The sequence below is a fragment of the Embleya sp. NPDC020886 genome, assembly GCF_044333915.1.
Classification (GTDB): domain Bacteria; phylum Actinomycetota; class Actinomycetes; order Streptomycetales; family Streptomycetaceae; genus Embleya.
The window spans coordinates 64,732-91,664 of the sequence record NZ_JBIRRX010000008.1 but is presented as its reverse complement, the minus strand read 5'-3'; the positions used below and the strand labels follow the sequence as shown (position 1 = coordinate 91,664).

Genomic DNA, 26,933 nt, shown 5'->3' with positions numbered 1-26,933 from the left:
TGAATTGCGACATGCCCGCACGTGAGAACGCCGCCGCCAACACCACCGTGAACCCGGCCGTGAACACCGCCGAGTCCCAGTCGCCGACCGCACCCGCCCAAGCCGTCCCGGCTTGGGAACGCCGCTACCGCGCGGCCCGGATCAGCCTGCCGCGCTGGGCCGACCACGCACCGGCGAAGTCCGTCTTCGTCTCCAACGCCTCCGGCACCTTCGAGGTGTACGCGTGGGATCGGGTCAGCGGCGCCCAGCGCCAGGTGACCGACCGACCCAACGGCACCTCGTCGTCCCGGATCAGCCCGGACGGGCGGTGGATCTGGTGGTTCGCGGACACCGACGGCGACGAACTGGGCGTCTGGATGCGCCAGCCGTTCGAAGGCGGCCCGGACGAGGTCGCGATCCCCGGCCTCGCACCGTCCTACCCCGGCGGCCTCGGCCTGGCCGTCGACGGCACCGTGGTGGTCGGCCGGATGACCGACGACGAAGGCTCCACGATCCATGTCGTCCGCCCCGGCGCCGAACCGGTGACCGTGTACAGCCACGTCGAGTCGGCCTGGTTGTCCGGGCTCTCCGAGGACGGCACCCACCTGGTCATCGCGCACAACGAGCACGGCGACGCGATGCACGGGTCGCTGCGCGTACTGCGCCTGGACGGCACAACGGTGGCCGACCTGCACGACGGGCCCGAGGGCGGGCAGCCCGACTCCGACCTGTCCGCGATGGACTTCTCCCCCGTCGCCGGCGACCAGCGCGTGCTGGTCGTGCACCAGCGCCGCGGCCGGGACGAGCCGCTGCTGTGGGAGCCGCTGACCGGCGTCGAGACCGAGCTCGACCTCGGGTTGCCCGGCGACCTGTCCGCCGACTGGTATCCCGACGGCCGGGCGCTGCTGGTCGAGCACGAGCAGCACGGGCGTTCCGAGTTGTACCGCTACGACCTGGCGAACAAGGAGCTCACCCGGATCGACACCCCGCCGGGCACCATCGGCAGCGCCGGCGCCCGGCCCGACGGCAGCGTCGAGTACCACTGGTCGAGCGGCTCCACGCCCTCCGAGCTGCGCTCGACCGCGGGCGACGTGTTGCTCACCCCGCCCGGCGAGCGCCCGCCCGGTTCGGTCCCGGTCACCGACGCGTGGGTCGAGGGGCCGGGCGGCAGGGTGCACGCGCTGGTGTCCAAGCCGGCCGGCGAGGGGCCGTTCCCGACCGTGTTCAGCATCCACGGCGGGCCCACCGCGCACGACGGCGACCACTTCGCGGCGGACGTCGCGGCCTGGGTCGACCACGGCTTCGCGGTGGTCCGGGTCAACTACCGGGGCTCGACCGGCTACGGCAAGGACTGGACCGACGCGCTGCGGGTGCGGATCGGTCTGATCGAGCTGGAGGACATCGGCGCGGTGCGCGAATGGGCGGTCGAGTCCGGCCTGGCCGACCCCGACCGGATCGTGCTCTCCGGCGGCTCGTGGGGCGGCTACCTGACCCTGCTCGGCCTGGGCGTGCAGCCCGACGCGTGGGCACTGGGCCTGGCCGCGGTGCCGGTCGCGGACTACGTCACGGCGTACCACGACGAGATGGACGTGCTCAAGGCGATGGACCGCACGCTGCTCGGCGGCACGCCCGAGGAGGTGCCCGAGCGCTGGGCCGCGTCCTCGCCGCTGACCTACGTCGAGAAGGTGCGCGTACCGGTGTACATCAGCGCCGGCGAGAACGACCCGCGCTGCCCGATCAAGCAGATCGAGAACTACGTCGCGCGGCTGGCCGAACTCGGCAAGCCGCACGAGGTCTACCGCTACGACGCGGGCCACGGCTCGCTGGTCGTCGAGGAGCGCATCCGGCAACTGCGGATGGAGTTCGCGTTCGTCGACCAGGTGATCGGCCTGCCGATCCCGAACCCGGCGTAATACCGCCGACGCGCGAGGCGGGGCCGGGTGTCAGCTCTTGACGCCCAGCTCCGCGAGCAGCTCCGCCTCCCGCTCCTCGGCCCGATCGTCCGCCTCCCGGCGGACCACGCGCCACCACACGAAGACGGCGGCGCCCGCGAAGACGAACCACTGCGCGGTATAGCCGAGGTTCTGCCACGCGCGGCCGGAAATCCCGCCGCCCTCGGCCGCCTTGGCCGGCGGCATCGGCGTCAGCGCGGCCGAATCCGCGGCCGGGGTCTGCCCGGTCAGCGCGACGAACCCGTCGGTGAGCGGATAGGGCAGCAGGTTGACCAGCTCGGGGGTGCTGATCATGGAGAGTTGCCCGGGCCGCAGGTCGGTGGCGCGTTCCGCGTCCGAGGTGTGCTCGGCCTCCGACCACTCCAGCCGACCGGTGACGGTGACCGGCCCGGCGGGCGGCACCGGCACGCCGCTGCCCTCGACCCAACCCCGGTTGACCACGACCGCCGGCGCTCCCGCGACCAGCAGCGGGGTGACCACGTACGACCCCGTGCGCCCGTCCAGTCGGCGCCCCGGCACCACGAGTTGGCGGGTCGCGTCGTAGGTGCCGCTCACCGTGACCGAGCGGCCGCGATCGGACCCCTCGACCCGGTCGCCGAGCGGCACGAGTTCACCGATGGGCACCGCGGGCGCCGAGGACACCTTCTCCCCGGTGCTCCCGCCGCCCTTGTGCTCGCCGTAGCGGTGGAACTGCCACAACCCCAGCGCCGCACACACCGGGACCGCGACGAGCACGATCATGTGGAAGGCCAGCCAGCGCGGCTGGAGCAGGAACCGGTACACCCCCCAACGGTAACCGCCGGTCCACGGCGGCCGAGCGCGGGTGTCACCTGGCGCGCGGGTACTCCCCCGTCCGATAGATGTCGGTGCGGAACACCGTGCCGCCACACGTGGGCGTCAGGGTCACCTTGGCCACGTTGAAGTCGTTGGCGACGAGTGCGTAGGCGAGCGCGGGCACCGCCGCCTTGGGCGCGTCCGGCGCGCACTTGCCGTCCGCGCCCGGCGCCTGCGGTTGCCACGCGAACTGGAACTCGTACGCCTGGCCCGGCCGAAGCGTGATCACCGTGCCGGCCGTCTCCGGCAGCAGCGGCAACCCGGTCGCGCCGTCGCCGGCCGTGTGCTGGTGCACGGTGACCTGCACTATCGGATTGCCCGGCGGGGAACCCACCGAGACCACTCCGGGCCCGGTCACCTGGCACTCCTTGGCGGCGTTGCTGCGCACCTGGAGCACGCCGTACGCCAATCCGTCGGCGCCGACCGGTCCGAGCCGGGCGTCCTCCCCGGACAGGTCGGTGGTCAGACACGCGGGCGTCGGCTTGACCGGCGGCGCGGTCTCGGACGGCGGCGCGCTGCTCGCGGGCGGCGCGGTCTGCCCCGCACCCGCGCTCATCCCGCTCGTCGGCGAACTCGACGCGCCGGACCCGTTGGTCGGGGTAGTGCCTCGGGTCGCCGGATGCGACTGACCGGCCCCGCCCGGAATCCCGGCGCTCATCCCCTCGCTCGGGCCCGGCAACGGCTGGGTGACGTTGACCGAGGACGACGAGGACTGGATCCCGCTGACATTCGACTTCGAGTCGCCGCCACCGTCCACCGCGGTCCGCAGCACCGGTGTGCCGACCAGCAACGCCCCCACGAGCCCGGCGGCGGCGAGCGTGGCCACCCGCCGCTGTCGGCGCCGCGCCGGCACGGCCACGCGCAACCGGTCCAGCGCGTCCGACGAGGGCTGCACGTCGGCGACCGCCGCGTGCAGTCGCCGGCGTACCTCTGCCGCGAGGTCGTCGGGGTCGGGACCAAGGGTCCCCGGGTCGTTCGTCACGGCGTCTCCATCCGGGCCCGGAGGGCTTCCAGTCCGCGTGAGGCGTACGCCTTCACCGAGCCGACCGACAGTCCGAGCAGATCGGCCACCTGAGCCTCTGTCAGATCAGCGTAATAGCGCAGCACGATCACTTCTCGCTGCCGCCGTTGCAATTCGCGCAACGCCCTTACCAGCACGTCGCGTTCCAAAACGTGCCGCGAGCCGTCCTCGGTACTGGTCGAGTCCGGCTCGGGCTTGGACAGCAGGCGCATGCCCATGATTCGCCGCCGCAGCGTCGATCGGGACAGGTTGACCACGGTCTGCCGCAGGTAGGCCAGCGTCTTGTCGGCCTCGCGCAACCGATGCCGGGCGGTGTGCACGCGCACGAACGACTCCTGCACCACGTCCTCACACGAATCGGTGTCGTCGAGCAACAGGGAAGCCAAGCGCAACAACGAACCATAGTGGGCGCGATAGGTCTCGGTGAGGACGTCGATCGAGACGCCCGCGTCAGAGGACACGGAAACTCCCGAAACGCCCTGATCCAGCGCGCCGACCACAGGCATCCGAACCGGGCGCAGCGCCGGTTCCACCCTCACGACCATTTCTGCCACGACTGTTGGACACTCGACCCCCCGGGAAGGTTGTATGCGCCTGCGATCCGGGGACGGTCGTCGGCTCAGCCACACCTCCGCCCACCGTAGTGGCCCGGGTGACGTGCAGTCAGCAACTCATGGTCGGGAAGCGGTCCGAGCACGCACGACAGCCGGTGTCCCCCGTGGGAGACACCGGCTGCCGCGACGGTCCGCAGTCCTGGGTTCGCGGCTAGTCGCGCTCGACCAGCTCGGCGGCGACGACCTCGGCGATCTGGGCGGTGTTCAGCGCCGCGCCCTTGCGCAGGTTGTCCCCGCACATGAACATGTCGAGCGCGAACGGGTCGTCGATCGAACGGCGCACCCGGCCGACCCAGGTCGGGTCGGTACCGACCACATCGGCCGGCGTCGGGAACTCGCCGTTCTCCGGGTCGTCGCACAGCACGACGCCGGGGGCACCGTCCAGGATCTCGTGCGCGCGAGCGACCGAGACCTCGTTCTCGAACACGGCGTGCACCGCGAGCGAGTGCGTGGTGATCACCGGGACGCGCACGCAGGTGGTGTGCACCTTCAGGTCGGGCAGCCCCAGGATCTTGCGCGACTCGTTGCGGACCTTGAGCTCCTCGGACGACCAGCCGTCGTCCTTGAGCGAACCGGCCCACGGCACCACGTTGAGCGCGAGCGGCGCCGGGAACGGACCGAAGTCGCCCACCGCGCGGCGCACGTCGCCGGGCTGGGTGCCCAGCGTCTGGCTGCCCGCGACCTTGCCGATCTGCTCGCGCAGCGCGTCGACACCGGGCTGCCCGGCGCCGGACGCGGCCTGGTACGACGCGACGACCAGTTCCTTGAGGCCCAGCTCGGCGTGCAGCGCGCCCAAGGCGACGACCATGGTCAGCGTCGTGCAGTTGGGGTTGGAGATGATGCCGCGCGGCCGCACCCGCGCCGCGGCGGCGTTGACCTCGGGCACCACGAGCGGGACCTCGGGGTCCATCCGGAACGCGCCGGAGTTGTCCACCGCGACCGCGCCCTTGCTCGCGGCGATCGGCGCCCAGTGCGCGGAGACCTCGTCGGGCACGTCGAACATCGCGACGTCCACGCCGTCGAAGCATTCCTCGGTGAGCGCGATGACCTCGACCTCTTCGCCGCGCACGACGAGCTTCTTGCCCGCGCTGCGCGCCGAGGCGATCAGCCGGATCTCGCCCCACACGTCCTGGCGGGTGGAGAGCAGTTCGAGCATCACCGTGCCGACCGCGCCGGTGGCGCCGACCACGGCCAGGGTGGGCTTGTCCTTGCGGGTCATCGGCCGGTACCTCCGTAGACGACGGCTTCGCCGGACTGGTCGTCCAGGCCGAACGCGGTGTGCACGGCCTGTACGGCGGCCGGAACGCCGTCGGCGCGGCAGACCACCGAGATCCGAATCTCCGAGGTCGAGATCAGCTCGATGTTCACCCCCGCGCCGGTGAGGGATTCGAAGAACTTGGCGGTCACGCCCGGGTGCGAGCGCATGCCGGCGCCGACGAGCGAGATCTTGCCGATCTGGTCGTCGTAGCGCAGCGACTCGAAGCCGATCTCGGCCTGGGCCTTGGTCAGCGCGGTCATCGCGTTCTGGCCGTCGGACATCGGCAGCGTGAAGGAGATGTCCGTGCGGCCGGTGGAGGCCGCGGAGACGTTCTGCACGATCATGTCGATGTTGATCTCGTTGTCCGCCACCAGGCGGAAGATCTTGGCCGCCTCGCCCGGCTTGTCCGGGACCCCGACCACCGTGATCTTCGCTTCGCTGGTGTCGTGGGCGACCCCGGAGATGATCGCGTGCTCCATGTCGTCCCCTTCGGGTTCATCCGTCACCCAAGTGCCGACGAGTCCCGAGAAGGACGACCGCACGTGCACGGGCATGTCGTAGCGGCGGGCGTACTCCACGCACCGCAGGTGCAGCACCTTGGATCCGCTCGCGGCCAGCTCCAGCATCTCCTGGTAGCTGATCCGGGAGATCTTCCGGGCCTTCTTCACCACGCGGGGGTCGGCGGTGAAGATGCCGTCCACGTCCGTGTAGATCTCGCAGACCTCGGCGTCCAGCGCGGCGGCGAGCGCGACGGCGGTGGTGTCCGAGCCGCCGCGGCCGAGCGTGGTGATGTCCTTCGTGTCCTGGGACACGCCCTGGAAGCCGGCCACGATCGCGATCGCGCCCTCGTCGAGCGCGGAGCGGATCCGTCCCGGCGTCACATCGATGATGCGCGCTTTGTTGTGGACCGCGTCGGTGATCACACCGGCTTGACTGCCGGTGAACGACCGTGCGTCGACGCCCAGGTTTTTGATCGCCATCGCCAACAGCGCCATCGACATTCGCTCACCCGCGGTGAGCAACATGTCGAGCTCGCGCCCGGAAGGGATGGGACTCACCTGCTGCGCCAGATCGATCAGCTCGTCCGTCGTGTCGCCCATCGCGGACACCACCACGACCACTTCGTGGCCCTGCTTCTTGGTGTCGACGATTCGCTTGGCCACGCGCTTGATGCCTTCGGCATCGGCGACGGAGGAGCCGCCGTACTTCTGCACGACAAGGCCCACGTGCGCTCCTCGCTTGATATCTGTGCGGTCGGCACAGTCTAACTAGGCCGCACAGTGGTCAAAGCTTTATTCACATTGTGAGACGTACGTATCACTAGGCGGGATTGTGCGACGTACGCATCACTAAGCGGTCATTCGGTGACGAAGACCCGGTTTCCACGCCGGACTCCGCTCCGAAAAGATCCGAATCACCCGCTTTCGAGTGGTCAGGTGTGCGGGCCGCCCAGGACCACGGCCTCGTCCAGTTGCTCGGCGAGTTCGTCGACCAACTCGTCGGCGAGCGCCTGTCCGGCCGGATCCAGGCTCTCCATGATCGGATCGTCCAGGCGAGCGTGCGACACCACCGACTGCAGCGCGCGCAACACGGCGCTCGCGGTCGCGCCCCAGTTGGACAGGTACGAGAACTGCCACCACCACAGGGCCTCACGACTGCGTCCGGCCCGATGATGGGCCAGCCCGTGCGCGAGGTCGGCCACCACGTCGGCGACGTCGTCCGACAGCCGCGCGGCGACCGGCTTGGACTTCGGCACGTACGGGTCGAAGACCTCGTAGTACACGTCGATCGGCTCCAGCAGCCGGGACAACGCCGAACGCAACGCGTCGACGTCCGGGTCCGGACCCGAGTCGGGCTCGAAGCGGTCGTCGGGCACCACGTCGGCGATCGCGCCGAGTCGGCCGCCCGCGAGCATCAATTGCGAGACCTCCAGGAGCAGCATCGACACCGCCTGCTCCGGCTCCTCGCCCTTGGCCACCTCGGTGACGGCCAGGACGAAGCTGTCGATCTGGTCGGCGATCTCACTGGTGAATTCGTTCAGGTCGTCAGACATCGAGCAGTCGTCTCCCCTCGAAGGCACGCCCGAGCGTGACCTCGTCGGCGTACTCCAGGTCGCCCCCCACCGGCAGCCCGCTGGCCAACCGGGTCACCCGCAGACCCATCGGCTTGCACAGGCGAGCCAGATACGTCGCGGTCGCCTCTCCTTCCAGGTTCGGGTCGGTGGCCAGGATCAACTCGGTCACCACACCATCCGCGAGCCGGGTCATCAGCTCACGAATCCGCAGGTCGTCGGGGCCCACGCCCTCGATCGGGCTGATCGCGCCACCGAGCACGTGATACCGGCCCCGGAACTCGCGGGTCTTCTCGATCGCCACGACATCCTTGGACTCCTCGACCACGCAGATCACCGCGACGTCGCGTCGCGGGTCGAGACAGATTCGGCACTGCTCCGATTCCGCCACGTTGCCGCATGTGGCGCAGAACCGCACCTTGTCCTTGACCTCGACGAGCGCGTGCACGAGTCGCCGGACGTCGGCCGGGTCGGCCGCCAGGAGGTGGAAGGCGATGCGTTGCGCGCTCTTCGGCCCTACACCGGGCAGTCGGCCCAGCTCGTCGATGAGGTCCTGTACGACGCCTTCGTACACCTACCGTCTCCCTGCTTGGTCTGATTCCTGGTGGAACTGTGTGCGGGTGTTGCGTGGGCTCGGCTTTCGGTCGTGGGGGCTCGGCTCACATGCCGGGCAGTCCGAGTGGACCGCCGCCCATGCCCTGGGCCAGCGGGCCCATCAACTGGGACTGCATCTCCAGAGCGGCGCGGTTGGCGTCGCGCACCGCGGCGACGATGAGGTCGCCGAGGGTCTCCGTGTCTTCAGGATCCACCGCGGACGGCGAGATCTCCAGAGCCAGCAGCTCGCCCGCGCCGGACACGGTCGCGGTCACCAGGCCGCCACCGGCGCTTCCGGTCACCTGGGTGCGGGCGAGTTCGTCCTGCGCCGCCATGAGGTCCTGCTGCATCTTCTGCGCCTGCTGCAACAACTGCTGCATGTCGGGCTGGCCACCACCGGGAAACACCTGGACACCCTTCGTCGCTCGGACGCGGCTTCGCACCGCCTCGGGACGGCGCCCGTTCGGCGGTCGTCCTGCGGTCGAGCCTACGGCTCCGGGCGGGGCGGATGCGCGGCGACGGGAGGCTTGGGGCAGGTCGGTGGTGGGGCCGGCGGGTCGGGTGGGGCTCAGGTGGTGGGCGACTCGTCGATGATCGTCGCGCCGAGCTCGCGGGCGAGCAGTTCGTGGGTGGACAGGCCGCCGTCGTCCGCCAGGTCCTCGTCGTCGTACCGGCCGATGTCCTCGGGGATGCCGTAGTCCGGCTCGGGCGGGGGCGGGGGTTGCTGTGGCTGGGGACGGGTGGGCGGTGTCTGTGGGGCGCCCGAGCCTGCGCCCGGTGTGGGGCGGGGCGGGGCGGGGGGCGGGGTGGGCGCGACCGCAGGGGTGGGGGCGCCCGGCCAGGCGCCGGGGGGTGGGGTGGCGGGGGCGCGATCCGCGGGCGGGGTCGTGGCCGGGGGTGCCTGGGGCGGGGCCTGGGGGGCCTGGCTGCCGGGGCGGCGGGCGGGGGCGGCTCCGGATTCGCCGGTGACGACGCAGTCGATTCGCCAGTCGAAGCCGAAGGCGTCCTGGACGGACTGCCGGACGATCTCGTCCCGGCCGCTGCTGCGGAAGCCCTCGCGGGCGCCGGCCTGCTCGAAGGCGAGGGTCAGGGTGGTGCCGTCGAAACCGGCCACGGTCACGGTCTGCAGCATCATCCAGGCGACCCGGTTGCGGCCGCGTACGGCGTCCAGGATCTGCGGCCACATCTCGTGCACCCGGGCCAGGTCGCCGGTGGGCTGGGAGTGGACGGCGGTGGGGGGTGTTTGGGTGGGCTGGTACTGCTGCTGCGGGGGCTGGGGCTGGTGGGGCGCCGCGGCGGGGGGTGGGCCGGAGCCGGCGGTGCGGGCCTGGGGCCAGGCGCCGGGGGCCGTGGGGGGTTGCTGGGATTGCTGGGGCTGGTGGTGTTGCGGCTGCGGCTGGGCTTGTTGTGGTTGTGGTTGCTGCGGCTGCGGCTGGGTTGCGGGAGCCGATACAGGGGCCTGGGGCGGGGGGGCCTGCGGCGGGCGGGTCGGCGCGGGGGCCGGGGCCTCGGCGCGGGCGTGGTCCGGGGTGGCGGGCCCGGCGGGGAGGCCGCCGACCGACACGCGGCGTTCCAGCCGTTCCAGGCGCGTCTGCAGGCCCTGCTCGCCGGCGTCGACGGCGGGCAGCAGTACCCGAGCGCAGATCAGCTCCAACTGGAGCCGCGGCGCGGTGGCGCCACGCATCTCGGTGAGGCCGGTGTTGACGATGTCGGCGGCACGGGTCAGCCCGGCCCGGCCGAACTCGGCGGCGTGCCGAACCATGCGCTCCAACTGATCGGCCGGCACGTCGATCAGGCCCTTGTCGGCCGCGTCCGGCACCGCGGCCAGGATCACCAGGTCGCGCAGCCGCTCCAGCAGGTCGGCCACGAACCGGCGCGGGTCGTACCCGCCCTCGATCACCCGGTCGACCAGCTCGAAGGCGGCCCCACCGTCCTGCGCGACGAACGCCTCGACCACGTCGTCCAGCAGCGACCGGTCGGTGAACCCGAGCAGCGAGGTGGCCATCGCATAGGTGACGCCGTCGTCGGTGGCGCCCGCGAGCAACTGGTCCATCACCGACATCGAGTCCCGCACCGACCCGGCACCGGCCCGCACGACCAAGGGCAGCACGGTCGGCTCGACCTTGATGCCCTCCGTCTCGCACACCGACGCGAGGTGGTCGCGCAGCACGCCGGGCGGCACCAACCGGAACGGATAGTGGTGCGTCCGGGACCGAATGGTCCCGATCACCTTCTCCGGTTCGGTGGTGGCGAAGATGAACTTCAGGTGCTCCGGCGGCTCCTCGACCACCTTGAGCAACGCGTTGAAGCCCGCCGACGTGACCATGTGGGCCTCGTCGATGATGTAGATCTTGTAGCGCGAACTCACCGGCGAGAAGTGCGCCTTCTCGCGCAGATCACGAGCGTCGTCCACACCACCGTGCGACGCCGCGTCGATCTCGATCACGTCGATACTGCCGGGCCCGCCGAGACCCAGGTCCCGACACGACTGACACTCGCCGCACGGCGTGGGCGTCGGCCCCTGCTCACAGTTGAGACACCGGGCGAGAATGCGCGCACTGGTGGTCTTGCCACACCCTCGCGGCCCACTGAACAGATAGGCGTGATTGACGCGGTTGTTCCGCAGGGCCTGCATCAGGGGTTCCGTCACGTGCTCCTGCCCGATGACCTCTGCGTAGGTCTCGGGGCGGTAGCGACGGTAGAGGGCGAGCGACACGCCCCCGACGATAGCCGGGCCGAAGGACACACGCGGACCCCTCACCCACCCGCCCGTGCCCGAACACCGACCCGGGTCGGGTACTGTAGGCGCCGGACCCCCCGTGCGGCGGTATCCTCCTGAACCTCCCCAGGGCCGGAAGGCAGCAAGGATAGGGAGGCTCTGCCGGGTGCACGGGGGGTTCACTGCGTCCCCACCCCCTTCGAATAGGGGTGCGCGAGCACACACCGACCTCCTGTAAGCTTCCGCACGGAGGATTCGCCTAGTGGCCTAGGGCGCACGCTTGGAAAGCGTGTTGGGTTCACACCCTCACGAGTTCGAATCTCGTATCCTCCGCCTTCGCCCACCAGGGCAAACGATGGCCCGGACCGCTCAGCGGCCCGGGCCATCGTCGTCTCCTGGTTGCAGTTTTGGTTGCAGTTGTCGCCGTCGTCGCACAGCCCACGCACAACCAAGCAAGCAAAGGGGGAACGTGGCCGCCATAGACCAGCAGTACACGAACGTCATGGAACTGCTGAGGGCCAAGTTGCCGAGCCTGGCCGAGCAGCTCGACCAAGAGTTCAGGCAGGGCCGAGCTGTCTCAGGTGAGCAGCTCCAGCGGGAAGGGATGTTCGACGAGCGGGCCAGCCGACTCGCGAACACGGATCTGCCCGCTCTTCGGAAGTCGGATATCGCGATGGTTCCCTATAGCAGTGAGGAGCGGATCGAATTGATCCGCGAGGCTCTCCTCACTCTCGCGGAGACCATGCATGCCTCGCGGGCCGTCCTACTGAAGACCGCCAAGGAGCATCAGATGGACGTGAGCATTGAGTTCGTCGACCCCGAACTCGAACCGGTCGTCCGTGTCGACCTCGTGAGAGAGACCGAGCGGGCTTCGGCAGCGCTCCATACAACACGCGAGCTGCTACTGCCACAAGCGCAAACGCGGTCGGAGGACGGCCGATGAGTGCAGACGACCTGATTCAGGCCATCGAGCACGCGATCGGCGCTCTCGAGCCTGTCTACCGCAGGAAAGCAACCGAGTCAGACCTATACGAGGCTTCGCTGCTCGTCCTGTGCATCGAGGCGGCAGGTGCGGCCGGCGGAACCACCGTTCTGACGCAGAACGGGCAGACTGCCACTTCTTCGTTGAGGTTCCGTACTCAGCCGGGCAACCTCTGGTCCGGATCGTTTACCTACGCGCTGGTCAGCTTCCCTGACCTGCAGAAGCAACTTGAGATCCACTTGGGCGTCTACGTGATGGCAACCAACTCAAAGGTTGCCCATGAGTGTGACGTCGCGATCATTGACCACCAAGAGGCAGAGCGAAGCCGCCAGGCCAGGGTGTACCCACGCAGCCGAAACCTCGTGGCCGCGATCGAGGCCAAGGACTACGCAGCTTCGCCGCCGCTCGGAGTCGGCCGTGGCTTCCTCGGGCTCGCCCACGAACTGGGCGAGAAGAAGTGCTCGTTGGTCTTCCCAAGTCGAAGCTCCACCAACCTGGGCGCACTGATTGCCAAACGCTCCAGCGAGGCGTACGCGGAACTATGGCCAGGCACAGTGGCAGCGGAGCGGCTACGTTCACGGCTCGATCAGGCCATCCGCAACTGGAAGGCGAGCTTGTAGAAGCACAGCAGGGCCCAGCTCCAAAGCCGGGCCCTGCTGTTGTTCAGCGCCTGCCCTACTTCTCACCAGCAGCCGCCTCTCGGAGGCGTCCTACATTCGATCCGTTCCCCAAAGCAGATTGCCGAGCTTGTCGGCAGTGTCGCGCAGCAGGGGGTCGGTGACGTGCTGGTAGCGCTTGGCCATCGTGGTCGAGGACCAGCCCATGATCGCCATGACGATGCGCTCGGGGACGCCGAGCAGCAGGAGGACGGTCGCGGCGGTGTGGCGGGCGTCGTGGAGGCGGGCGTCCCGGACGCCGGCCTCTTGGAGGAGTTCCTTCCAGTGGTGGTAGTCGGTATTGGGGTTGAGGATCGTGCCGGTGGCCGAGGTGAACACGTAGCCGGTCTCGGTCCAGAGCTGGCGGGCCTGGGCGCGTTCGGCGTCCTGGAGTTCGCGGTGGCGGCGGAGGATCTTGGTCAGTTCGTCGGGCAGGCCGATGGTGCGGCGGCCCGCTCGGGACTTGGTGTCCTTGGTCTCGCGGCGGATCTGCTCGCGGGAGGGGCAGTAGCCGGCCTTGCGACCGCAGGTGTCGCCGCAGCCGTGCGCGTACTTGGGGCGCAGTCGGCCGCGCCGGACGCACATGAAGCCCGAGTCGAGGTCGACGTCCGACCACTTCAGGCCGAGGACTTCGCCCTGTCGTAGGCCGAGAGCGAGTGCGACGACCCAGCGGGCCTGGTTCCGCCGTTGCACGGCGGCGAGGAGGATCCGCTGGACCTCCTCGACCGAGTAGGGCTCGACCTCTTCCTCGTCCAGGCGCGGGGCCTTGGCGATCTTGGCGACGTTGACCGTGAGGTGCCCGCGACGGACCGCCTCGCCGAGGGCGACGCTCAGGGTGCGGTGGGCGTGGTGGGCGGTGGCGGGCTTGCTGCCAGCGGCCTGCATCTTCGCGTAGAAGCGTTCCAGGTGTTCGGGCTCCAGCTTGGTCAGACGGTGCGCGCCGAGGCCCGGGGTGAGGTGCACACGGACGTCGACCTCGTAGCCGGCGAGGGAGTTCTCGGTGACCGCAAGCGGGGCGATGTTGTCGATCCAGTGCCGGAGCCACGCGGTGAGCGTCCACGCCTGGCCGGCCTTGCGGACGGTACCCGCGTCGCGGGCGCGCTCCAGGGCTCGGACCTTCCTGGTGGTCTCGGCGCGGGTCTTGGCGGAGACGTGGCGGCGGTCGGGTCGGCCGTTGTCCTTGACGCCGACGGTGACATAGCCGTGCCAGCGGCCGTCGTTGCCCTGGAAGATGGACGAGGCGCCGTTGGGCTGCCGGGTGTTGTCGGCCATTCGATCGCCCCCGCTCAGGCCGCGAGCGGCAGGTCGGCGACGAGCAGATCGGCGACGTACGCGCCCAGGGCTTCGGCCGGGACGCGGCGCAGGCGGCCGATGGTGACCGAGGGGATGTCGCCGGAGGCGATCAGGGCGTACATCGTGGTGCGGCCGATGCCGAGGCGGCGGGCGGCTTCCTCGACGGTGAGGGCGACGAGGGTGGGGTCGCCGGTCGGTTCGGCGGACACGGCGGTGTTCGGGCGGATCTGGGACAAGGCAGGTCCTTACTCGGCGGCGCCTTGGGCAAAAGGCCGCCGGGTCGTTCCGTTCAGGGATGGGCGGAGCGTGGTGCGGGCCGCAGCCTCGGTGTTCGTAGCACCGGGGCGGCGGGTTTCGGGCGGGCGGTTACTCGCCCGATGGGCTGGTGGGGCCGTCGTCCTCCTCGTCCGTGTTCGGTGGATGGCCGAAGTGGACGAGGGGTGGGCCGGAGAAGGGGCCCGGGGTGACCAGTTCCTCCGCGATGACCTGGCTCACGGCTTCGCCGACCTCGTCCTCGATCTCGGGGTGGGCGTCGATGTAGGTCTCAAGGGCCTGTTGGGCGGCGGCGAGCTGGTCGTTGGCCGCGCGGATGGCGCGGTAGGACGTGCGGACGTCGTCGATCAGTTGGACGGCGCGTTCGTGCATCGCGAGTTGGGGCGGGCCGAGGAGGTTGTCGAGGTCGATGCCGAAGACCTGGGCGAAGCCGATGGCCTCGTCGAGGTTGATCCGCCGCCGGGGCTCGGCGCTCTCGATCCGCCAGATCGCGGACTGGTTGATGGGAAAGCCCGCGTCCGACATGCGCTCGGCCAGTGTCGCGGTGCTCCACTTGCGCGCCTCGCGCTCCAGGCGCACGCGCTCGGCGACGTTGTCCTCGCTCCACATCGACTGCGGGCCGCCCGGCGGGCCGGGCACCGATCCGCTCATCCGATCCTCCTTGCAATGCGATCAAGCCCTGTTGCATCGACCGCCGTTGGAGAGTAGCCTGATGCAAGACAGAATGCAAACGATCCTCCAGGGATTAACGGAGGGTCGGCCCGGGTAGCACCGGGAACGCAAAAGCTCCCGGCGCTACGAACGCCGGGAGCCCCACAACACACCTCGCGACCGCCCATCCCTGAACGCTCGACCACGGTGGAACCGGGTTGCCCCCCGGACCGCCGAGTGAGGAAATGCCTTGACCAAGCGTACGACGACAGCCCTCCGGGGTGCATCCGCCACGCGTCGCGCCGCCCGGATCGGGGTGCGATAGCGATGGCGCGCATCCGTACGATCAAGCCGGAGCTGTTCACCTCCGAGAGCCTCGCCTCGGTCAGCCTGACCGCCGAGCGGACCTTCGTCGGCCTCTTCACCCAGGCCGACGACCACGGACGGCACCGCGACCACCCCGCGATCATCGCCGGGCTGCTGTGGCCGCTGCGTCCCGAACACACGCCGCTCGACGTCGAGAACGACCTCCAGCAGCTCGCCGAGGCCGGACTCCTCTGCCGCTACACGACCCCGGACGGCAAGCGGTACCTGCACATCGTGACCTGGCACGAGCACCAGAAGATCAACCGGCCGAGCCCTTCTCGGCTGCCCGCCTGCCCGGATCACGACGCCTCGCGCAAGAAGGCCGGAGGACGCTTCGGGGACGACTCACCGAGCCCTCACGGAGGGCTCAGTGAGGGCTCCGTGAAGGTGCACCGCACCCTCACGGATGACTCCGTGAATCGCGAATCCGCAGGTCGCACGGCATTCAGTGAGGGTTCAGTGAACCCTCACGGAGATGTCGGTGAGGGCTCAACGCCCGGATCTAGGATCTTGGATCTAGGACCTAGGATCTTCCCTCCGGGGGGCGCGAGCGCGCCCGCGCCCGACACCGTCCCCGCACTCGTCGCCGAATACGTGAACGCCTGCCGCACCCGCCCGCCGGAGAGCGTCCTGGGCAGGATCGGCCGGGAGACGAAGACTCTCGTGGACGAGGGCGTGCCCGCCGGGCACATCCGGGCCGGCCTGGAACTGCTGCGGGCCAAGGGGCTCAACCCGAGCGCACTGCCAGGGCTGGTCAACGAGGTCATGAACGCCGACCGACCCGGCGCCCCGACGACGTACCGACCGTGGACCAACCCCGAGGACCCCGAAGCGGCCTACGGCGGTGACCTGTGACCACCGGCCTCCGCCGACACGCCGACCCGCTACAGGTGGGCGCCGGTTCCGAGCAGCGCGTCCTGCGCATCCTCGCCGAACGCGGCCTCGACCCCGCACGCCCCCTTAACGCCGACGACGACATCGACCGCATCGCCGACGCCCTGGCCTTGGCGGAACAGCGCATCCCACCGCGCTACCGCTCCGCCGTCGCCGACCACCCCGGCATCACCGCGTGGATGCGGCAGATCGTCGACGACGCATGTCCCGGACCGGGTGGGACGTTCGGGATCGCGACCGGGCCCTCGCTGCTGATCGCCGGGACGACCGGCACCGGCAAGACCCACCAGGCGTACGGAGCCGTCCGCGGCCTCCTCCGGGCCGGGGTACGCCTGCGCTGGAACAAGATCACCACCGCCGCGCTGTACGCCGCCATGAGACCCCGTCAGGGCCACGACACGGAAGGCGAGATGCGCGAACTGAGCCGCTGCCCGCTGCTCATCCTCGACGACCTCGGCGCCGCCAAGACCTCCGAGTGGACCGAGGAACTGACCTACCGCCTCGTCGACCACCGCTACGAGTACATGCTGCCGACCCTGTTCACCACCAACCTGCCGATCCCCCGCATCCGCGACGTCCTCGGCGACCGGGTCGCCTCCCGCCTCGCCGAGATGACCGACCGCGTCATCCTCACCGGACCCGACCGCCGCCGACCGACGGACTGACCACCGTCGGGGGCTGCCCCGGCGCTCGGAACGTCACGGCACGGAGACGCCCGCAGACGCCCGCAGACGCTGCCCCTCGGTATCGAGGCGGACGAGTGCAACGCCACCGCGCCTGGACCTTGCCCAAACCCTTGCCTACCCCATCGACACTCCGCAGGAGGCGACTCTGACCACCACCATCCACGCCCCCGGTTCCGCACGAGCGACAACCTGGGACCGCGCGGCGATCGCCGTGCTCGGCCTCGCCGGGTTTGCCCTCTCGTACGACGCGCTGCGACAGATGGCCGTGGCCGTCCACGTGCGCGGCGCGCTGAGCTTCCTGTTCCCGCTGCTGATCGACGGGTTCATCGCCTACGGCATCCGCGCGCTCCTGGTCCTGCGGACCGCGCCACCGGCCGCCCGGGTGTACGTGTGGGCGCTGTTCGGATCGGCGACCGGTGCGAGCATCTGGGCCAACGTCCTGCACGCGGTCCGCATCAACCAGCAGACCGACCCGGACGATCCCGGCCTGCGGCTCGGCGACACCACGGTCGGCGTCCTGTCGACGCTCGCCCCGCTCGCCCTCGCCGGGGCGGTCCACCTGTACATCCTCATCGCCCGCCAACCCGCACCCACGACCGCTGCGACCGACCGGCGGACCACGGCCGGACACCCGTCCCGGACCGGTGATCTGGTAACTGACCGAGTGCCCACAGCGACGGTCACCCCGGACACCCGGCGGACCGAACTCCCCCTCGCCGGAGGGGAGGCGACCGTGGTCACCGCCGGGCCGGAGCCCCTCCCGGCCGAGGACGACCTGCTGTCGCCGGCTCGCCGCGCCGTCGCGGACAGCGGCCGGATCACCCGGGCAATCGTGGCCAACGCCCTGCGCGACCAGGGCCGGCGCGTCTCCAACGAACGCCTCACCGACCTGATGCGGACCCTGCGCGACGAGGCCAACGCCGCCACGTAGACGCCCGCCGGTACCTGATCACCCGTCATCGGCCCTCGCCCGCCCGGCTGTTCGGGCGGGCGACCTCTTTCCCAGTCTGGAGTCGGAACCTTGAGCGACGAACTCCCCTTCGCCACAACGCAAAACCTCCTCGACGGGGCGGGCAAGCAAGGCGTGGGACCGTCCGTCGGCCGGGCCCACGCGTGTGCGCCGATCCCCGAGGGCGGGGACGGCGCACACGGCCCGCAGCGCCGGGGGGCGCGACGGGAGGGGGAACCGCCTCACACCGTCGCCGACACGCCGCCGCACGCGCCCGTCGACGCCTCCGCCACCGCTCCCGCCAAGCCGCGTATCCGCAAGCGCAAGAAGATCCAGCGCAAGCCCGTGAGCGTGCGCCTGTCCGTCTCCGAGCGTGCCGACCTCCAAGAGGCCGCCACCTCCGAGCGCCACACTCTCGCCCGGTACATCGCCGACGCCGCCCTCGCCCGTGCCCGGGCCACCGGCTTCCGGGTCGACGGCGCGGACGACGCCCTCCTCGACGAACTCGTCCGCACCCGAACCGCCCTGGTCCGTGCGGGCACCTTGTTCAACCAGGTCGCCCACCGCCTCAACGCGGGCGGGCCGACCCGCCCCGAGGACACCGCGCTGGCCACTGCGGTCACCGACGGGATCGACCACTGCCGTCGGGTCGTCGAGCAGGTCGAGGCAGCGACCGACCTGCGCCTGGGGCGGACGGCCACCCGATGATCGTCAAGATCGTCAACAGGACCAGGACCCGCGGAACGCTGCACTACCTGTTCGGCCCCGGCAAGAGCAGCAGCCCGCACACCGATCAGCACATCGTCGCCGCGTGGGAGGGCTTCCTCCCCGACCCCGGACACCTCGCCCCCGACACCCCCGAGTACACCGCCGCCATGACCCGACTCGCGCGCCTGTTGGACGTGCGCGTGGACCAGGCCGGAGCCAACGCCCCCGACAAGCACGTATGGCACTGCTCGCTGCGCAACCACCCCGACGACCCGATCCTCACCGACGAGCAATGGGCCCAGGCCGCACGCCGCGTCGTCGCCGCCGCCGGCATCGCCGCCGAGGGCGACCCCAACGGGTGCCGCTGGATCGCGGTCCGCCACGCCGACGACCACATCCACATCCTCGCCACCCTCGTCCAGGCCGACCTGCGTCGCCCCGACAACTACCGGGACGTCTTCCGCGCCGGGGCCGAATGCGCCCGCATGGAGGAGGAATGGGGCCTGGTCCGGGTCGACCGCCCCGACCGCACCGCCGCCCGACGACCCACCGACGCGGAACGCCGCAAGGCCGAACGCCGAGGGCGAACCACCACCCCGCGCGAACAGCTGCGGGAAATGGTCCGCACCGCGGTCGCGGCGGCCTCGAACGAGACGGAGTTCTTCGCCGCTCTCGATCGGCTCGGGGTCCAGATCAGGAAACGAGTCCTGCCCTCCGGCGACGTCGGCGGCTACAACGTCGCGCTCCCCGACGACACCAACGCGCACGGCGAACCCATCTGGTTCAGCGGCACCAGACTCGCCCCGGACCTGTCCCTGCCCAAGATCCGCGCCCGCTTCCACCCCGACCCCGACCGCGGCACCCCCACCACCGAAACCTGGTACCGGGCCGCCGCCACCCTCGACGCCGTCCCCGGGCACCTCCGCCAAAGCGAGGACGAAGCGGCGGCCGGGCAACTCTGCGCGCTGGGCGAGGCGTTCGCCGCCATGGTCGTCGTCACCACCGGCCCCACCCGCATCGAGGTCCGCCGAGCCTCGATCGCGTTCGAACGCGCCACCCGCTCGCGCATCAAGGCCGACCAACGCGCCGGAGACGCACTGCGTTCGGCGGCCCGCGACCTCCTGTGGGCCGGCCGCGGCGAACAGGACGGCGGAGCAACCGCCATGATCCTGTGCACCCTCGTCCTGGCCGCGATCGCCGCCGCCCACTGGCACCGAGCCCGCAACCACCACCAGCAGGCAGCCGCAGCCCACCAGGCGCTCCAGCACCTCCAGTTCGCCTACCGCCACACCACCACCCCGCGAGCCACGGCCACCCGCCCGACGCGACCCGACACTTCGCCCCAAGCACGCCGCCAGGAGGCACCACCGGCCACGCCCGAACTCCTCGACGCCCTGTGGCAGGTACTGCCCGAGCACGCCGAACACATCCTGACCGACCCCGCCTGGCCCGCCCTCAACACCGCGCTCGCCCAAGCCGCCCGCACCGGCAAAGCACCGACCACCGTCCTGCTCGAAGCCGTAGGACAGCGCGAACTCGACACCGCCGCTTCACCCGCCGAAGTCCTCACCTGGCGCATCCGCCGCCAACTCCACCAACCCACCGCCCAAGCACGAGCCGCCACCACCCGCAGCACCACACGCACGGCCACCGCACCGGCCCGGCCCGTCGCCCCCACCCCGATGCGCCCCACCACGGAGGAGCGTCGCCGCAGACGCTGACCACAGAACCCGCCATGACTTCTGTGACCTGCGCGAACGCGGCTCCAAAGGGCCGCCGAACACGGTGGACTTGTAGAGCCGGTCGGGGGCATGGTGTGTCGTCCCCGACCGGAGAGGACCCCATGCCCGAACCCCACCCCGACGACCGACCCGTGCTCCCGCCCGTTCCGAACCTGCACCCCATGCCCGAACCCGGGAGTTACGACCAGGCCGCCCTGGTGACGTGCACCGAGCACCCGGACGAGCTCCGTGTCACCGGCATCCCGGTGCGCTGTCCGGCCTGCGGCGCCGGCCGCGACTGGCTCCTCGTCCACCACCGGGGCCACACGTTCATCCGCTGCCGCTGCGCACACCAATGGCACGAACCCAACCTCGGCGCCGCTGACTTCGAGACCCTCGCCGCCGGACCACCGGACCGCTACTGGCCCACCTACACCGAAGCCCTCGTCAGTCTCGGCTTCGACGGGCTGCTCGCCGGTACGTACGTCTGATCCGCATGAGCGGCGCCGGGCAGCGTTCCCACACGGCGCCGCCGCCGCCGGTTCGTGGGCCGGCAAGCTCCGCCTCGTGGGTCAAGGTGTGCGGGCGTCGATGCCATACACGTTGCGCAAGATGTTCAGGGCGATGTGTGCCTCGGTGAACACCGCCGACGGGTCTTCGCCGTCCGTCACCCGGCGCATGGCCTCCCCGCGCCACCCGTGCGGCAGCGCCACCATCGTGCGGCCGAGGTCCTCGGCACGGCGTGCGTCACACGCATGTTTCCCGTGTGCCCAGCCGTCACACAGGTCGGCGACGTGGCTGGCGGTTTCGGCGAGTCGATGCAGACGAGTGCCGTCCTCGTCCGGGTTCCGATGGCGCTGCGGGTTGGTCACGTGCACGTGGCCGGTGGTCATCGCCCAGTGCACGGCGGCCTGTTCGCCTGCGGGGAGCGCCTCCCACCGTCCGCCTGCGACCAGACGGTCCCGCATGAGCGTTCCGGCGGTACGGGCCGCCTCGGCGATCTCCACCCAGGGTTCCATCCGCCACCGCTCCAGCAACGCGGACAGCTCCCGCAGGTCCGGCCAGCGTTCGGGTTCCGGGCTCGTTCCGTCGGCGGGCTTCACGGGCACACCGTCGCGACCCGCAGATCGCAGTCGCCCTTGAGCACGTGCGGTGCCGCGGCCGGGTGTGCTCGTCGGTGACGCTCCGCCTCCCGGAGATACGGCCGCACCGTCGGAGCCTCATGGTCCGAGGGGAAGGTCTTGAGCCCCTTGCCTTCCGGGTGGCCTGTTGCCGACCCGCACTCGCGCATGTGGGCCAGCGTCCGCCCGCCTGCGGCCGGCTTCCGAGGGCCAGCGGCAGGAGGTAAGCGGTGGGCCGTCGGCGCGTGCTGGCGGACGTGGTTACCATCCGGCGGTCCGAACAACAGCCGCCCAACCCAGGCCAGAACGGCAGCACAGAAGTACGTCACGTCACCAGGTCCTTCTCATGGAATGACCGACGGCCACACCCGGAACCGTCAACGCCGGTCGCCGGAGCCGTCTTGCGGGAACCCCGCCCCCGCGCCGGGGGTGTACGCGCGAGGGCGGGGCGCTGGCGCTCGGCGCGGGCCTGCGCCGAGAGGTGGCGATTTCGGTCGCGGACGTTTCACGCGACCGGAGCGGAGCTCACAGCCATGGACGGGTGTCGGTCTCAGACCTCGACGACCGCGTAGACGGGCAGGTGGTCCGAGAGTCGGCGCACGGCCGGGTCGTCGATGACGCCCGCGGTGCGGAAGGCGAGTCCGCTGCCGAGGATGTGGTCGCTCCGGCGGCGGATGCCGTCCTCCTTCTCGTCCCAGTGACCGACCGTCTCGCGCCCTGATCGCACGTTCGCGAAGGGGTCGACGAACCCGGCCGTGTCGAGCAGGCGGATCGCCCGCCGGTCGGTCAGGCCGAGGGTCCCGTCCTCGCGGCACAGCCGGTGCCGCGAGTGGAGGTGGGCGGGCAGGGTCGACCAGTCGGGTTCGGGGTCGAACGCCCCGATCGTGTTTAGGTCACCCAGCAGCAGCGTGCGCCGACCGGGCGCGGCGTACTCCGTGAGCCACCGGGCCTCGCTCTCGCGGTCGTCGCCCGAGAACGGGTCCAGATGCGTGTGCAGGACGGTGAGGGGCGCGCCGCTGTCGGGGACGACGAACTCGACGCGCTGGAGCGTGTGGTGGAACTTCCCCTCGGCGGCATCGGGGGTGTAGCCGACGCGCCGAAGTTTGGCGGGGTTCCACGCGAGCACCAGATGGCACCCGTGACTCCCGGACGGAGCCAACATCGTCTGCAGGCCCAACTCGTTCGCGATCGCGCACTCCAGCGCGTGATCGTTTCGAGTACCGTGCTGCACCTCCTGCAGGGCGACGAGATCCAGGTCCATCGCCCGCAGGACCGCCATCTGCGAGGGGAAGCGATCGCCCCCTCCGTCCAAGAGGTTGTAGGTGCCCACACGCCTGACCGAACCCGGCATCGCCCTCTCCTTCTCGGCCATCCCGTCACGGCGGAACACCTGGAACGCTGCGTACTCCCGGGCGAAGCCTTCGAAGGACGCCTCCATGTCGCACCAGTCCTCATCGGACGCTTTGGTCGCCGTGTGGGGCGCGTCGCCCGCGAGCCGTGGGTCAAGGCTCGTTCGGAGCGAGTTCGCGTAGGTGGCGAAGCCCCGGGAGTCGAGGCGGCCCACGCCGATCAGGTCCGCACGCACGCCGTCGAGCCGGCGGTGCAGGTCGCGGTGACGCACGTGCACGTCCCACCACTCCACGGCAGCCCAGCAACCAGCGCGGACCCGCTCGAAGGTGGAGAGCCGCAATGGGTGCGGAACGTTGTCGATGTCCTGGTCGACACCCTGGGGGACCCTGGCGTCCGCCCGTTGGACGAATCGGCCGATCACGGGTGCACCGCGAATCCGGCGATGAACGCCTGGTAGCCGTTCTGTCGACGCTCGCATCGGAAGGCGGTCGTCAGGGCGTGGGTCAGGAGCAGTCCCCGTCCGGATTCGGCGTCCGGCTCCTCGACGGGTTGCGGCAGGGTCACCGCACGTTGGCGGGCCAGCACCGTTACCCAGAACAGGCCGTCGGACGCGTGGGTGGTCACCAGTACGGCGCTCGTCGGGTGGCCGTGGACGAAGACGTTCGTGGTCAGTTCGCTGACTACCTCGGCGACGTCGTCCTCGTGGGCGCCGGCGACTCGTGCCTTGGCTGCGGCGTGCTCACGCGCGGTCCGTACGGGCCGAGGGCCTTGTAACCGCAGGACGGAAGGAAGTTCGAGAGTATCGCTGGGCACAGTAGTCCTCAGACTTCTCGGGATTCGTGGTGAAAACCATTCGTGTGTGCGCATGAGTGAGCGCGCGATCAGCCCGGGTCGGAATCACAACACCGGTACGCGAACCGTGGTCCGCTGTAGGGCGGAGTTCCGGGCTGAGAGCTGCGGAACAGGCGGAGCCTCGTTCAGGGTTCTCCAGGTACGGAGCCAACGCGCCGCCCCCACATCCAAAGCCGATCCCGTCGGCTTGGCTCCTGGGAGGAATCGAAGGGTCAGCTGCCGAGAATTCGGCCAGCTCGGGCGCGCAGGGGTTGTTCCAGGTCGAGGTTGTCGCCGCGGGTGGTGGTCTGGAGGAGCTGGGTGATGACGGCGAGTTCGGAGAATCGGCCTGCGGGGGTGTTCAGGACGTGCGCGAGTTCGTTTCGGATTCGGGCTGCGACGTCCGGGACGAGGAGGCTGTAGGTGTGGAGCATGGCGGCGTCGTAGCCGGCCGGGGCGGTGCCCCAGCCTTCCCAGTCGAGGATGGCGAGCCGGGGTGCGGTCAGGTTGGCCCAGTGCAGGTCGCCGTGGGCGGTGGTCCAGGTGGGCACGGTCGTGTCGATCGGACGTCCGAGGTATTCGGGCATGGCGCGGTCGACGTATGCCTGACGCAGGGCGACGCGGTCGGTGGTCACGGGGGCAATGTGGTCGAGTGCCCGGCGCAGGTCGTGCCACCACGTGTCGTCAAGTCCGGGGTCCTCGCGGAGTACGGGACCGGCAGTGGTGATCGGGCGGGTCGTGACGCGTTCGTGGAGTTCGGCTCGGAAGGCGTGGTCGCCGTCGGCCCAGTCCTCGACGCCGCGCAACCGGGGCCTCGGCACGGAGTCCGGGATGGCCTTCTCGGCGTCCTCCGGCCCGAGCCACAACCGGCCGCCGGCCTTGTCGGCGGGTGCGCGGACGAGTCGCAGCCACCCGAGGCCGTGGTCACCGGTGACGGGCCCGCTCAGGGTCCTGCCGCGCCATCCCCACACTTCGGTGCCGTCGTCGGGAAGGACCGTGAGAACGGTGGCGGAACGCCGGTAGGCGTCGCGCATCAAGGCGACTTCGCGCGGGTCGTCAGGCGGCGAAAACATCGCTGATCCTTCGGAGTCGACTCGGTTCGAGCGGCGGACGCGCACAGGCTTTCATGGCGTCGCTCCAGTGTTGCGGGTCGCTGCTGGAGAGCAGGACACGACACACTCCCGGCGCGGAGGCCGCAACGATCAGGGCGGCCTGCGCGGCCGTCAGTCCGTCGCCGACGAGTTCAACGGCCTCGGGTGTGAGCATCGCGGGCAGCTCGCCCCCGTGCAGCGGAGCCGATGCGAAGACCTCGATGCCCGCGGCGAGGGCGTCTCGAAGCACGCCGCCGCCCGCCATGGCGGCGACTACCGGTTCGAGGCGGACCAGGGAAACGGGGAGTTGCACTGCCCGCAGGTGGTGTCTCTCACCGGCGACGGTCCGCGCCATGGACAGTAGTGTCTCGACGTCGAACCGGCCGGTGGAGAAGCCGGTCCAGGTCGCGATGCCGTAGCCGCCGATCGTGCCCTCGGCAGCCGCTTCTTCGAGGGCCGCGATCGCCGACAGCAGTCGCGCGGCTTGGGCCTCGGGGCTGCCCTCGGGGGCGTGTTCGGGATTGTGCAGGAAGACGATGTCGGGTCGTCGCCCAAGTTCGAATCGGCTGCGGTGGATCTGCCAACATACGAACTCGGGCGCCAGGCTGTGCCGGATACCCGCTTCGCGTCGGTGAAGTACCCCTGCGGTGAATGCTTCGGCGGCGGTCTCCCGGGTCATGAAGCCGACCTTCGTGGACACCCGGATTCGAGGGTGTGCCGCGAGCATCGGTGCCAGAGCGCGCTCGGCCGTCCCGTCGCCGTAGTTGGGCGCAGTGTCGATCCACTCGACCCCGGCGGCCACCGCGACCGTCGCCGCGAGTGTCACGTCGGGGCAGCGATAGGTGCCCAACGCGGGCTTGGCCGTCACGTGGTCACCGTCCCGACGTGCGCAACTTGGCCTGCCACCAGCTCGGTGACGGCGGCGGCGGCCTGTTCGACGCGCACCCCCGACGTCTGGGCGAGCTCGCCGAGCCGGTGGGAACGGCAGTCCAGGAGAAGGGTGAGCATCGCGTGTACCTGCGGAGCGAAGATCCACTCCTCGCCCCCTGCCGTGAGTACGACCCGGCCGTCCGGGTCACGGGTCACCGAGGCCCGTGAGACGAGCAATCTCACCGGCAACCCGGGCGACGCGGGCACACCGTCGACATAGGGCAGCGAAGGTGCCTGCCGAGGCTGCTCGGTCGCGTCCCGGAACTCGGCGTATCGATCGACCACGCCCTCGGCTTCGAGTTCGGCTGTGACGAGCTTGAGCAGGGTCTCGGCGAAGTCCCGCTTCTGTTGTGCTGTTCCGAGCCGCGGCACGTCGGCGCGTACCGCCTGATGAGTGCGCAGGGTGTCGGCGAGCCAGCCGATCAGGTCGGCGCCGGTCGTGCTTTGCAAGCCGAAGGTCAGGTGCAGGGACCGCCCACCGTTCTCGGCGGCAACGGCGTGCCACCAGCCGCGCGGCACGTACAGCGTGTCGCCCGGGGTGAGTACGAGGTCCGCGATCGGTTCGGCGGGTGGTGGTTCTGGGGCTTCGACGTCGCGGTGCATCGGCGCGACGCGGGTGGGACCGTACAGGCGCCACCGCTTGGCGCCGTCGACCTGGACGACAACGACGTCATGGTCGTCCCAGTGGGTCCCGAAGCCTTCGTTCGCGGTCCACGACGCGTACAGGTTGGCCTGCACCGCGGTGCGAAAGTCGCGTTCCAGCTGCGCGGCGAGGTCGCCGATGCGGGCATGGAGTTCGTCGGCGGCGTCCAGGACGAGGGTGGCGCCAGCCGCCAACCGTTCGTGCAGGGCAGCCGGTTGGATGCGGTTCCACACGGTGTTGCGGCGGGTGGTCACCGGTCGCGTGTACAGGTGCTGCGGCAGCATCTCGCCGCCCGAGCACAGGCGAAGGCGCGGCGGTTCGAGGCGGTGCCGGGCCAGGATGGCGTTCACGTCCTCCCAGCCGAGCAGGCCGGCGACGGTGGTGGCGTCCCCGCGTGCGATACGGAACTCTCGGCCGAACGCCCGGGCGAGGAAGGTCTCCCCGCCCAGGCGCGCGACCACCGAGGTGTCGGCGGTCGTCATGTCGGGCCGTCAGTCGTTCGTGTCGCTGACGCCGGTCGAGCCGCCGTCGGACGGCTGCTCGGCGCGGGAGCGGGCGGCGACGATACGGCGGCGGGCGACCAGCAGGCCGTCCTCCGCCTTGGCCGTGGTGGGCACGATCTCAGGCATGGCATTCCTCCCTTTCGGTTGCGAGGGCGGGTTGCCACCGCCCCCGACGCGTCGCGGTGAGCGGGACTTCACGTCCCGGTCCGTTCGCGTGGACCCACCGAACCGCGTCGTGCGGCT

General features: G+C 70.6%; 28 protein-coding genes, 1 tRNA gene and 1 other RNA gene. 11 read left to right on the top strand and 19 right to left on the bottom strand.

Annotated features, from left to right (window positions below; all coding sequences use genetic code 11):
* Nucleotides 1-11: 11 nt before the first annotated feature.
* The gene (locus ACH4U8_RS26590; protein WP_360315973.1) at nucleotides 12-1,892 is read left to right on the top strand and encodes a prolyl oligopeptidase family serine peptidase; all 1,881 of its coding nucleotides are present in this window, start codon (nucleotides 12-14) and stop codon (nucleotides 1,890-1,892) included.
* A gap of 30 nt (nucleotides 1,893-1,922) precedes the next feature.
* Here the strand turns inward: ACH4U8_RS26590 and ACH4U8_RS26585 are convergent, their stop codons facing one another.
* The 9 genes from ACH4U8_RS26585 to ACH4U8_RS26545 form a co-directional block, all read right to left on the bottom strand.
* Entirely contained in the window at nucleotides 1,923-2,714 is a 792-nt protein-coding gene (locus ACH4U8_RS26585) for an SURF1 family protein (RefSeq protein WP_360315970.1), read from the bottom strand.
* Nucleotides 2,715-2,757: 43 nt separating this feature from the next.
* A complete protein-coding gene (locus tag ACH4U8_RS26580) occupies nucleotides 2,758-3,747 on the bottom strand; it encodes a DUF4232 domain-containing protein (protein ID WP_360315967.1) in 990 nt (329 codons plus the stop codon).
* Nucleotides 3,744-4,331 (bottom strand): SigE family RNA polymerase sigma factor, encoded by a 588-nt coding sequence (locus ACH4U8_RS26575; protein WP_379989187.1) that lies wholly within the window; start codon nucleotides 4,329-4,331, stop codon nucleotides 3,744-3,746. The genes ACH4U8_RS26580 and ACH4U8_RS26575 overlap by 4 nt, the downstream gene beginning before the upstream one ends.
* Nucleotides 4,332-4,551: 220 nt before the next feature.
* Complete coding sequence (locus ACH4U8_RS26570; RefSeq protein WP_360315964.1) at nucleotides 4,552-5,619, bottom strand: aspartate-semialdehyde dehydrogenase; 1,068 nt, start codon at nucleotides 5,617-5,619, stop codon at nucleotides 4,552-4,554.
* Nucleotides 5,616-6,884: an aspartate kinase gene (locus ACH4U8_RS26565; RefSeq protein WP_126639165.1), complete on the bottom strand. Its 1,269-nt coding sequence runs from the start codon at nucleotides 6,882-6,884 to the stop codon at nucleotides 5,616-5,618. Before ACH4U8_RS26565 ends, ACH4U8_RS26570 begins: the two co-directional genes overlap by 4 nt.
* A gap of 206 nt (nucleotides 6,885-7,090) precedes the next feature.
* The gene (locus ACH4U8_RS26560; protein WP_355530901.1) at nucleotides 7,091-7,711 is read right to left on the bottom strand and encodes a DUF5063 domain-containing protein; all 621 of its coding nucleotides are present in this window, start codon (nucleotides 7,709-7,711) and stop codon (nucleotides 7,091-7,093) included.
* Nucleotides 7,704-8,303 (bottom strand): recombination mediator RecR, encoded by a 600-nt coding sequence (recR, locus tag ACH4U8_RS26555; protein WP_020554882.1) that lies wholly within the window; start codon nucleotides 8,301-8,303, stop codon nucleotides 7,704-7,706. The genes ACH4U8_RS26560 and recR overlap by 8 nt, the downstream gene beginning before the upstream one ends.
* Before the next feature lie 85 nt (nucleotides 8,304-8,388).
* Entirely contained in the window at nucleotides 8,389-8,730 is a 342-nt protein-coding gene (locus tag ACH4U8_RS26550; protein WP_360315959.1) for a YbaB/EbfC family nucleoid-associated protein, read from the bottom strand.
* Between the two features lie 161 nt (nucleotides 8,731-8,891).
* Entirely contained in the window at nucleotides 8,892-11,039 is a 2,148-nt protein-coding gene (locus ACH4U8_RS26545; RefSeq protein ID WP_395780695.1) for a DNA polymerase III subunit gamma and tau, read from the bottom strand.
* Between the two features lie 91 nt (nucleotides 11,040-11,130).
* Between ACH4U8_RS26545 and ffs the strand changes: the two genes are divergently transcribed.
* The 4 genes from ffs to ACH4U8_RS26525 all read left to right on the top strand — a co-directional run bounded on the left by ffs (nucleotide 11,131) and on the right by ACH4U8_RS26525 (nucleotide 12,644).
* Nucleotides 11,131-11,229: signal recognition particle sRNA small type (ffs, locus tag ACH4U8_RS26540), an RNA gene on the top strand.
* Nucleotides 11,230-11,290: 61 nt separating this feature from the next.
* Nucleotides 11,291-11,375 (top strand) — tRNA-Ser (locus ACH4U8_RS26535).
* 136 nt (nucleotides 11,376-11,511) lie between these two features.
* Nucleotides 11,512-11,985, top strand: coding sequence for a hypothetical protein (locus ACH4U8_RS26530; protein WP_395780693.1), 474 nt, complete (start codon nucleotides 11,512-11,514; stop codon nucleotides 11,983-11,985).
* Nucleotides 11,982-12,644: a hypothetical protein gene (locus tag ACH4U8_RS26525; protein ID WP_395780691.1), complete on the top strand. Its 663-nt coding sequence runs from the start codon at nucleotides 11,982-11,984 to the stop codon at nucleotides 12,642-12,644. Before ACH4U8_RS26530 ends, ACH4U8_RS26525 begins: the two co-directional genes overlap by 4 nt.
* Before the next feature lie 90 nt (nucleotides 12,645-12,734).
* Here the strand turns inward: ACH4U8_RS26525 and ACH4U8_RS26520 are convergent, their stop codons facing one another.
* From ACH4U8_RS26520 to ACH4U8_RS26510, 3 genes are all read right to left on the bottom strand, one after another.
* Nucleotides 12,735-13,952 carry a tyrosine-type recombinase/integrase gene (locus ACH4U8_RS26520; protein WP_395780690.1) on the bottom strand — a complete coding sequence of 406 codons (1,218 nt, stop codon included), beginning with the start codon at nucleotides 13,950-13,952 and terminating at the stop codon, nucleotides 12,735-12,737.
* A gap of 14 nt (nucleotides 13,953-13,966) precedes the next feature.
* The gene (locus ACH4U8_RS26515) at nucleotides 13,967-14,209 is read right to left on the bottom strand and encodes a helix-turn-helix domain-containing protein (RefSeq protein WP_395780688.1); all 243 of its coding nucleotides are present in this window, start codon (nucleotides 14,207-14,209) and stop codon (nucleotides 13,967-13,969) included.
* A 130-nt stretch (nucleotides 14,210-14,339) separates the two neighbouring features.
* The gene (locus ACH4U8_RS26510; RefSeq protein ID WP_395780686.1) at nucleotides 14,340-14,897 is read right to left on the bottom strand and encodes a multiprotein-bridging factor 1 family protein; all 558 of its coding nucleotides are present in this window, start codon (nucleotides 14,895-14,897) and stop codon (nucleotides 14,340-14,342) included.
* 327 nt (nucleotides 14,898-15,224) lie between these two features.
* On the opposite strand from ACH4U8_RS26510, the gene ACH4U8_RS26505 reads away from it, so the two are divergent.
* From ACH4U8_RS26505 to ACH4U8_RS26480, 6 genes are all read left to right on the top strand, one after another.
* On the top strand, nucleotides 15,225-16,118 hold the full coding sequence (locus ACH4U8_RS26505; RefSeq protein ID WP_395780684.1) for a hypothetical protein: 894 nt from the start codon (nucleotides 15,225-15,227) through the stop codon (nucleotides 16,116-16,118).
* Nucleotides 16,115-16,822 (top strand): ATP-binding protein, encoded by a 708-nt coding sequence (locus tag ACH4U8_RS26500; RefSeq protein ID WP_395780682.1) that lies wholly within the window; start codon nucleotides 16,115-16,117, stop codon nucleotides 16,820-16,822. Before ACH4U8_RS26505 ends, ACH4U8_RS26500 begins: the two co-directional genes overlap by 4 nt.
* A 232-nt stretch (nucleotides 16,823-17,054) precedes the next feature.
* Entirely contained in the window at nucleotides 17,055-17,774 is a 720-nt protein-coding gene (locus ACH4U8_RS26495; protein WP_395780680.1) for a DUF2637 domain-containing protein, read from the top strand.
* A 90-nt stretch (nucleotides 17,775-17,864) separates the two neighbouring features.
* Nucleotides 17,865-18,500 carry a plasmid mobilization protein gene (locus tag ACH4U8_RS26490; protein ID WP_395780678.1) on the top strand — a complete coding sequence of 212 codons (636 nt, stop codon included), beginning with the start codon at nucleotides 17,865-17,867 and terminating at the stop codon, nucleotides 18,498-18,500.
* Nucleotides 18,497-20,221 (top strand): mobilization protein, encoded by a 1,725-nt coding sequence (locus tag ACH4U8_RS26485; RefSeq protein WP_395780676.1) that lies wholly within the window; start codon nucleotides 18,497-18,499, stop codon nucleotides 20,219-20,221. The genes ACH4U8_RS26490 and ACH4U8_RS26485 overlap by 4 nt, the downstream gene beginning before the upstream one ends.
* A 182-nt stretch (nucleotides 20,222-20,403) precedes the next feature.
* Complete coding sequence (locus ACH4U8_RS26480; RefSeq protein ID WP_395780675.1) at nucleotides 20,404-20,712, top strand: hypothetical protein; 309 nt, start codon at nucleotides 20,404-20,406, stop codon at nucleotides 20,710-20,712.
* 81 nt (nucleotides 20,713-20,793) lie between these two features.
* Here ACH4U8_RS26480 and ACH4U8_RS26475 read toward each other — a convergent pair whose 3' ends face one another.
* From ACH4U8_RS26475 to ACH4U8_RS26445, 7 genes are all read right to left on the bottom strand, one after another.
* The gene (locus tag ACH4U8_RS26475; protein WP_395780673.1) at nucleotides 20,794-21,324 is read right to left on the bottom strand and encodes a hypothetical protein; all 531 of its coding nucleotides are present in this window, start codon (nucleotides 21,322-21,324) and stop codon (nucleotides 20,794-20,796) included.
* Between the two features lie 568 nt (nucleotides 21,325-21,892).
* Nucleotides 21,893-23,113 (bottom strand): endonuclease/exonuclease/phosphatase family protein, encoded by a 1,221-nt coding sequence (locus ACH4U8_RS26470; RefSeq protein ID WP_395780671.1) that lies wholly within the window; start codon nucleotides 23,111-23,113, stop codon nucleotides 21,893-21,895.
* The gene (locus ACH4U8_RS26465; protein ID WP_395780669.1) at nucleotides 23,110-23,505 is read right to left on the bottom strand and encodes an ATP-binding protein; all 396 of its coding nucleotides are present in this window, start codon (nucleotides 23,503-23,505) and stop codon (nucleotides 23,110-23,112) included. Before ACH4U8_RS26465 ends, ACH4U8_RS26470 begins: the two co-directional genes overlap by 4 nt.
* A gap of 251 nt (nucleotides 23,506-23,756) precedes the next feature.
* On the bottom strand, nucleotides 23,757-24,596 hold the full coding sequence (locus ACH4U8_RS26460) for a hypothetical protein (protein WP_395780667.1): 840 nt from the start codon (nucleotides 24,594-24,596) through the stop codon (nucleotides 23,757-23,759).
* On the bottom strand, nucleotides 24,580-25,482 hold the full coding sequence (locus tag ACH4U8_RS26455) for an aldo/keto reductase (RefSeq protein ID WP_395780665.1): 903 nt from the start codon (nucleotides 25,480-25,482) through the stop codon (nucleotides 24,580-24,582). Before ACH4U8_RS26455 ends, ACH4U8_RS26460 begins: the two co-directional genes overlap by 17 nt.
* On the bottom strand, nucleotides 25,479-26,669 hold the full coding sequence (locus tag ACH4U8_RS26450) for a JmjC domain-containing protein (protein WP_395780664.1): 1,191 nt from the start codon (nucleotides 26,667-26,669) through the stop codon (nucleotides 25,479-25,481). The genes ACH4U8_RS26455 and ACH4U8_RS26450 overlap by 4 nt, the downstream gene beginning before the upstream one ends.
* Before the next feature lie 9 nt (nucleotides 26,670-26,678).
* Nucleotides 26,679-26,816 carry a hypothetical protein gene (locus ACH4U8_RS26445; RefSeq protein WP_391586302.1) on the bottom strand — a complete coding sequence of 46 codons (138 nt, stop codon included), beginning with the start codon at nucleotides 26,814-26,816 and terminating at the stop codon, nucleotides 26,679-26,681.
* Nucleotides 26,817-26,933: the final 117 nt, after the last annotated feature.

Coding starts and splice junctions, on each gene's coding strand:
- ACH4U8_RS26590 (WP_360315973.1), top strand. CDS start 12: ATGCCCGCACGTGAGAACGCCGCCGCCAACACCACCGTGAACCCGGCC.
- ACH4U8_RS26575 (WP_379989187.1), bottom strand. CDS start 4,331: ATGGTCGTGAGGGTGGAACCGGCGCTGCGCCCGGTTCGGATGCCTGTG.
- ACH4U8_RS26570 (WP_360315964.1), bottom strand. CDS start 5,619: ATGACCCGCAAGGACAAGCCCACCCTGGCCGTGGTCGGCGCCACCGGC.
- ACH4U8_RS26560 (WP_355530901.1), bottom strand. CDS start 7,711: ATGTCTGACGACCTGAACGAATTCACCAGTGAGATCGCCGACCAGATC.
- ACH4U8_RS26525 (WP_395780691.1), top strand. CDS start 11,982: ATGAGTGCAGACGACCTGATTCAGGCCATCGAGCACGCGATCGGCGCT.
- ACH4U8_RS26520 (WP_395780690.1), bottom strand. CDS start 13,952: ATGGCCGACAACACCCGGCAGCCCAACGGCGCCTCGTCCATCTTCCAG.
- ACH4U8_RS26510 (WP_395780686.1), bottom strand. CDS start 14,897: ATGAGCGGATCGGTGCCCGGCCCGCCGGGCGGCCCGCAGTCGATGTGG.
- ACH4U8_RS26505 (WP_395780684.1), top strand. CDS start 15,225: ATGGCGCGCATCCGTACGATCAAGCCGGAGCTGTTCACCTCCGAGAGC.
- ACH4U8_RS26485 (WP_395780676.1), top strand. CDS start 18,497: ATGATCGTCAAGATCGTCAACAGGACCAGGACCCGCGGAACGCTGCAC.
- ACH4U8_RS26480 (WP_395780675.1), top strand. CDS start 20,404: ATGCCCGAACCCGGGAGTTACGACCAGGCCGCCCTGGTGACGTGCACC.
- ACH4U8_RS26460 (WP_395780667.1), bottom strand. CDS start 24,596: ATGTTTTCGCCGCCTGACGACCCGCGCGAAGTCGCCTTGATGCGCGAC.
- ACH4U8_RS26450 (WP_395780664.1), bottom strand. CDS start 26,669: ATGACGACCGCCGACACCTCGGTGGTCGCGCGCCTGGGCGGGGAGACC.
- ACH4U8_RS26445 (WP_391586302.1), bottom strand. CDS start 26,816: ATGCCTGAGATCGTGCCCACCACGGCCAAGGCGGAGGACGGCCTGCTG.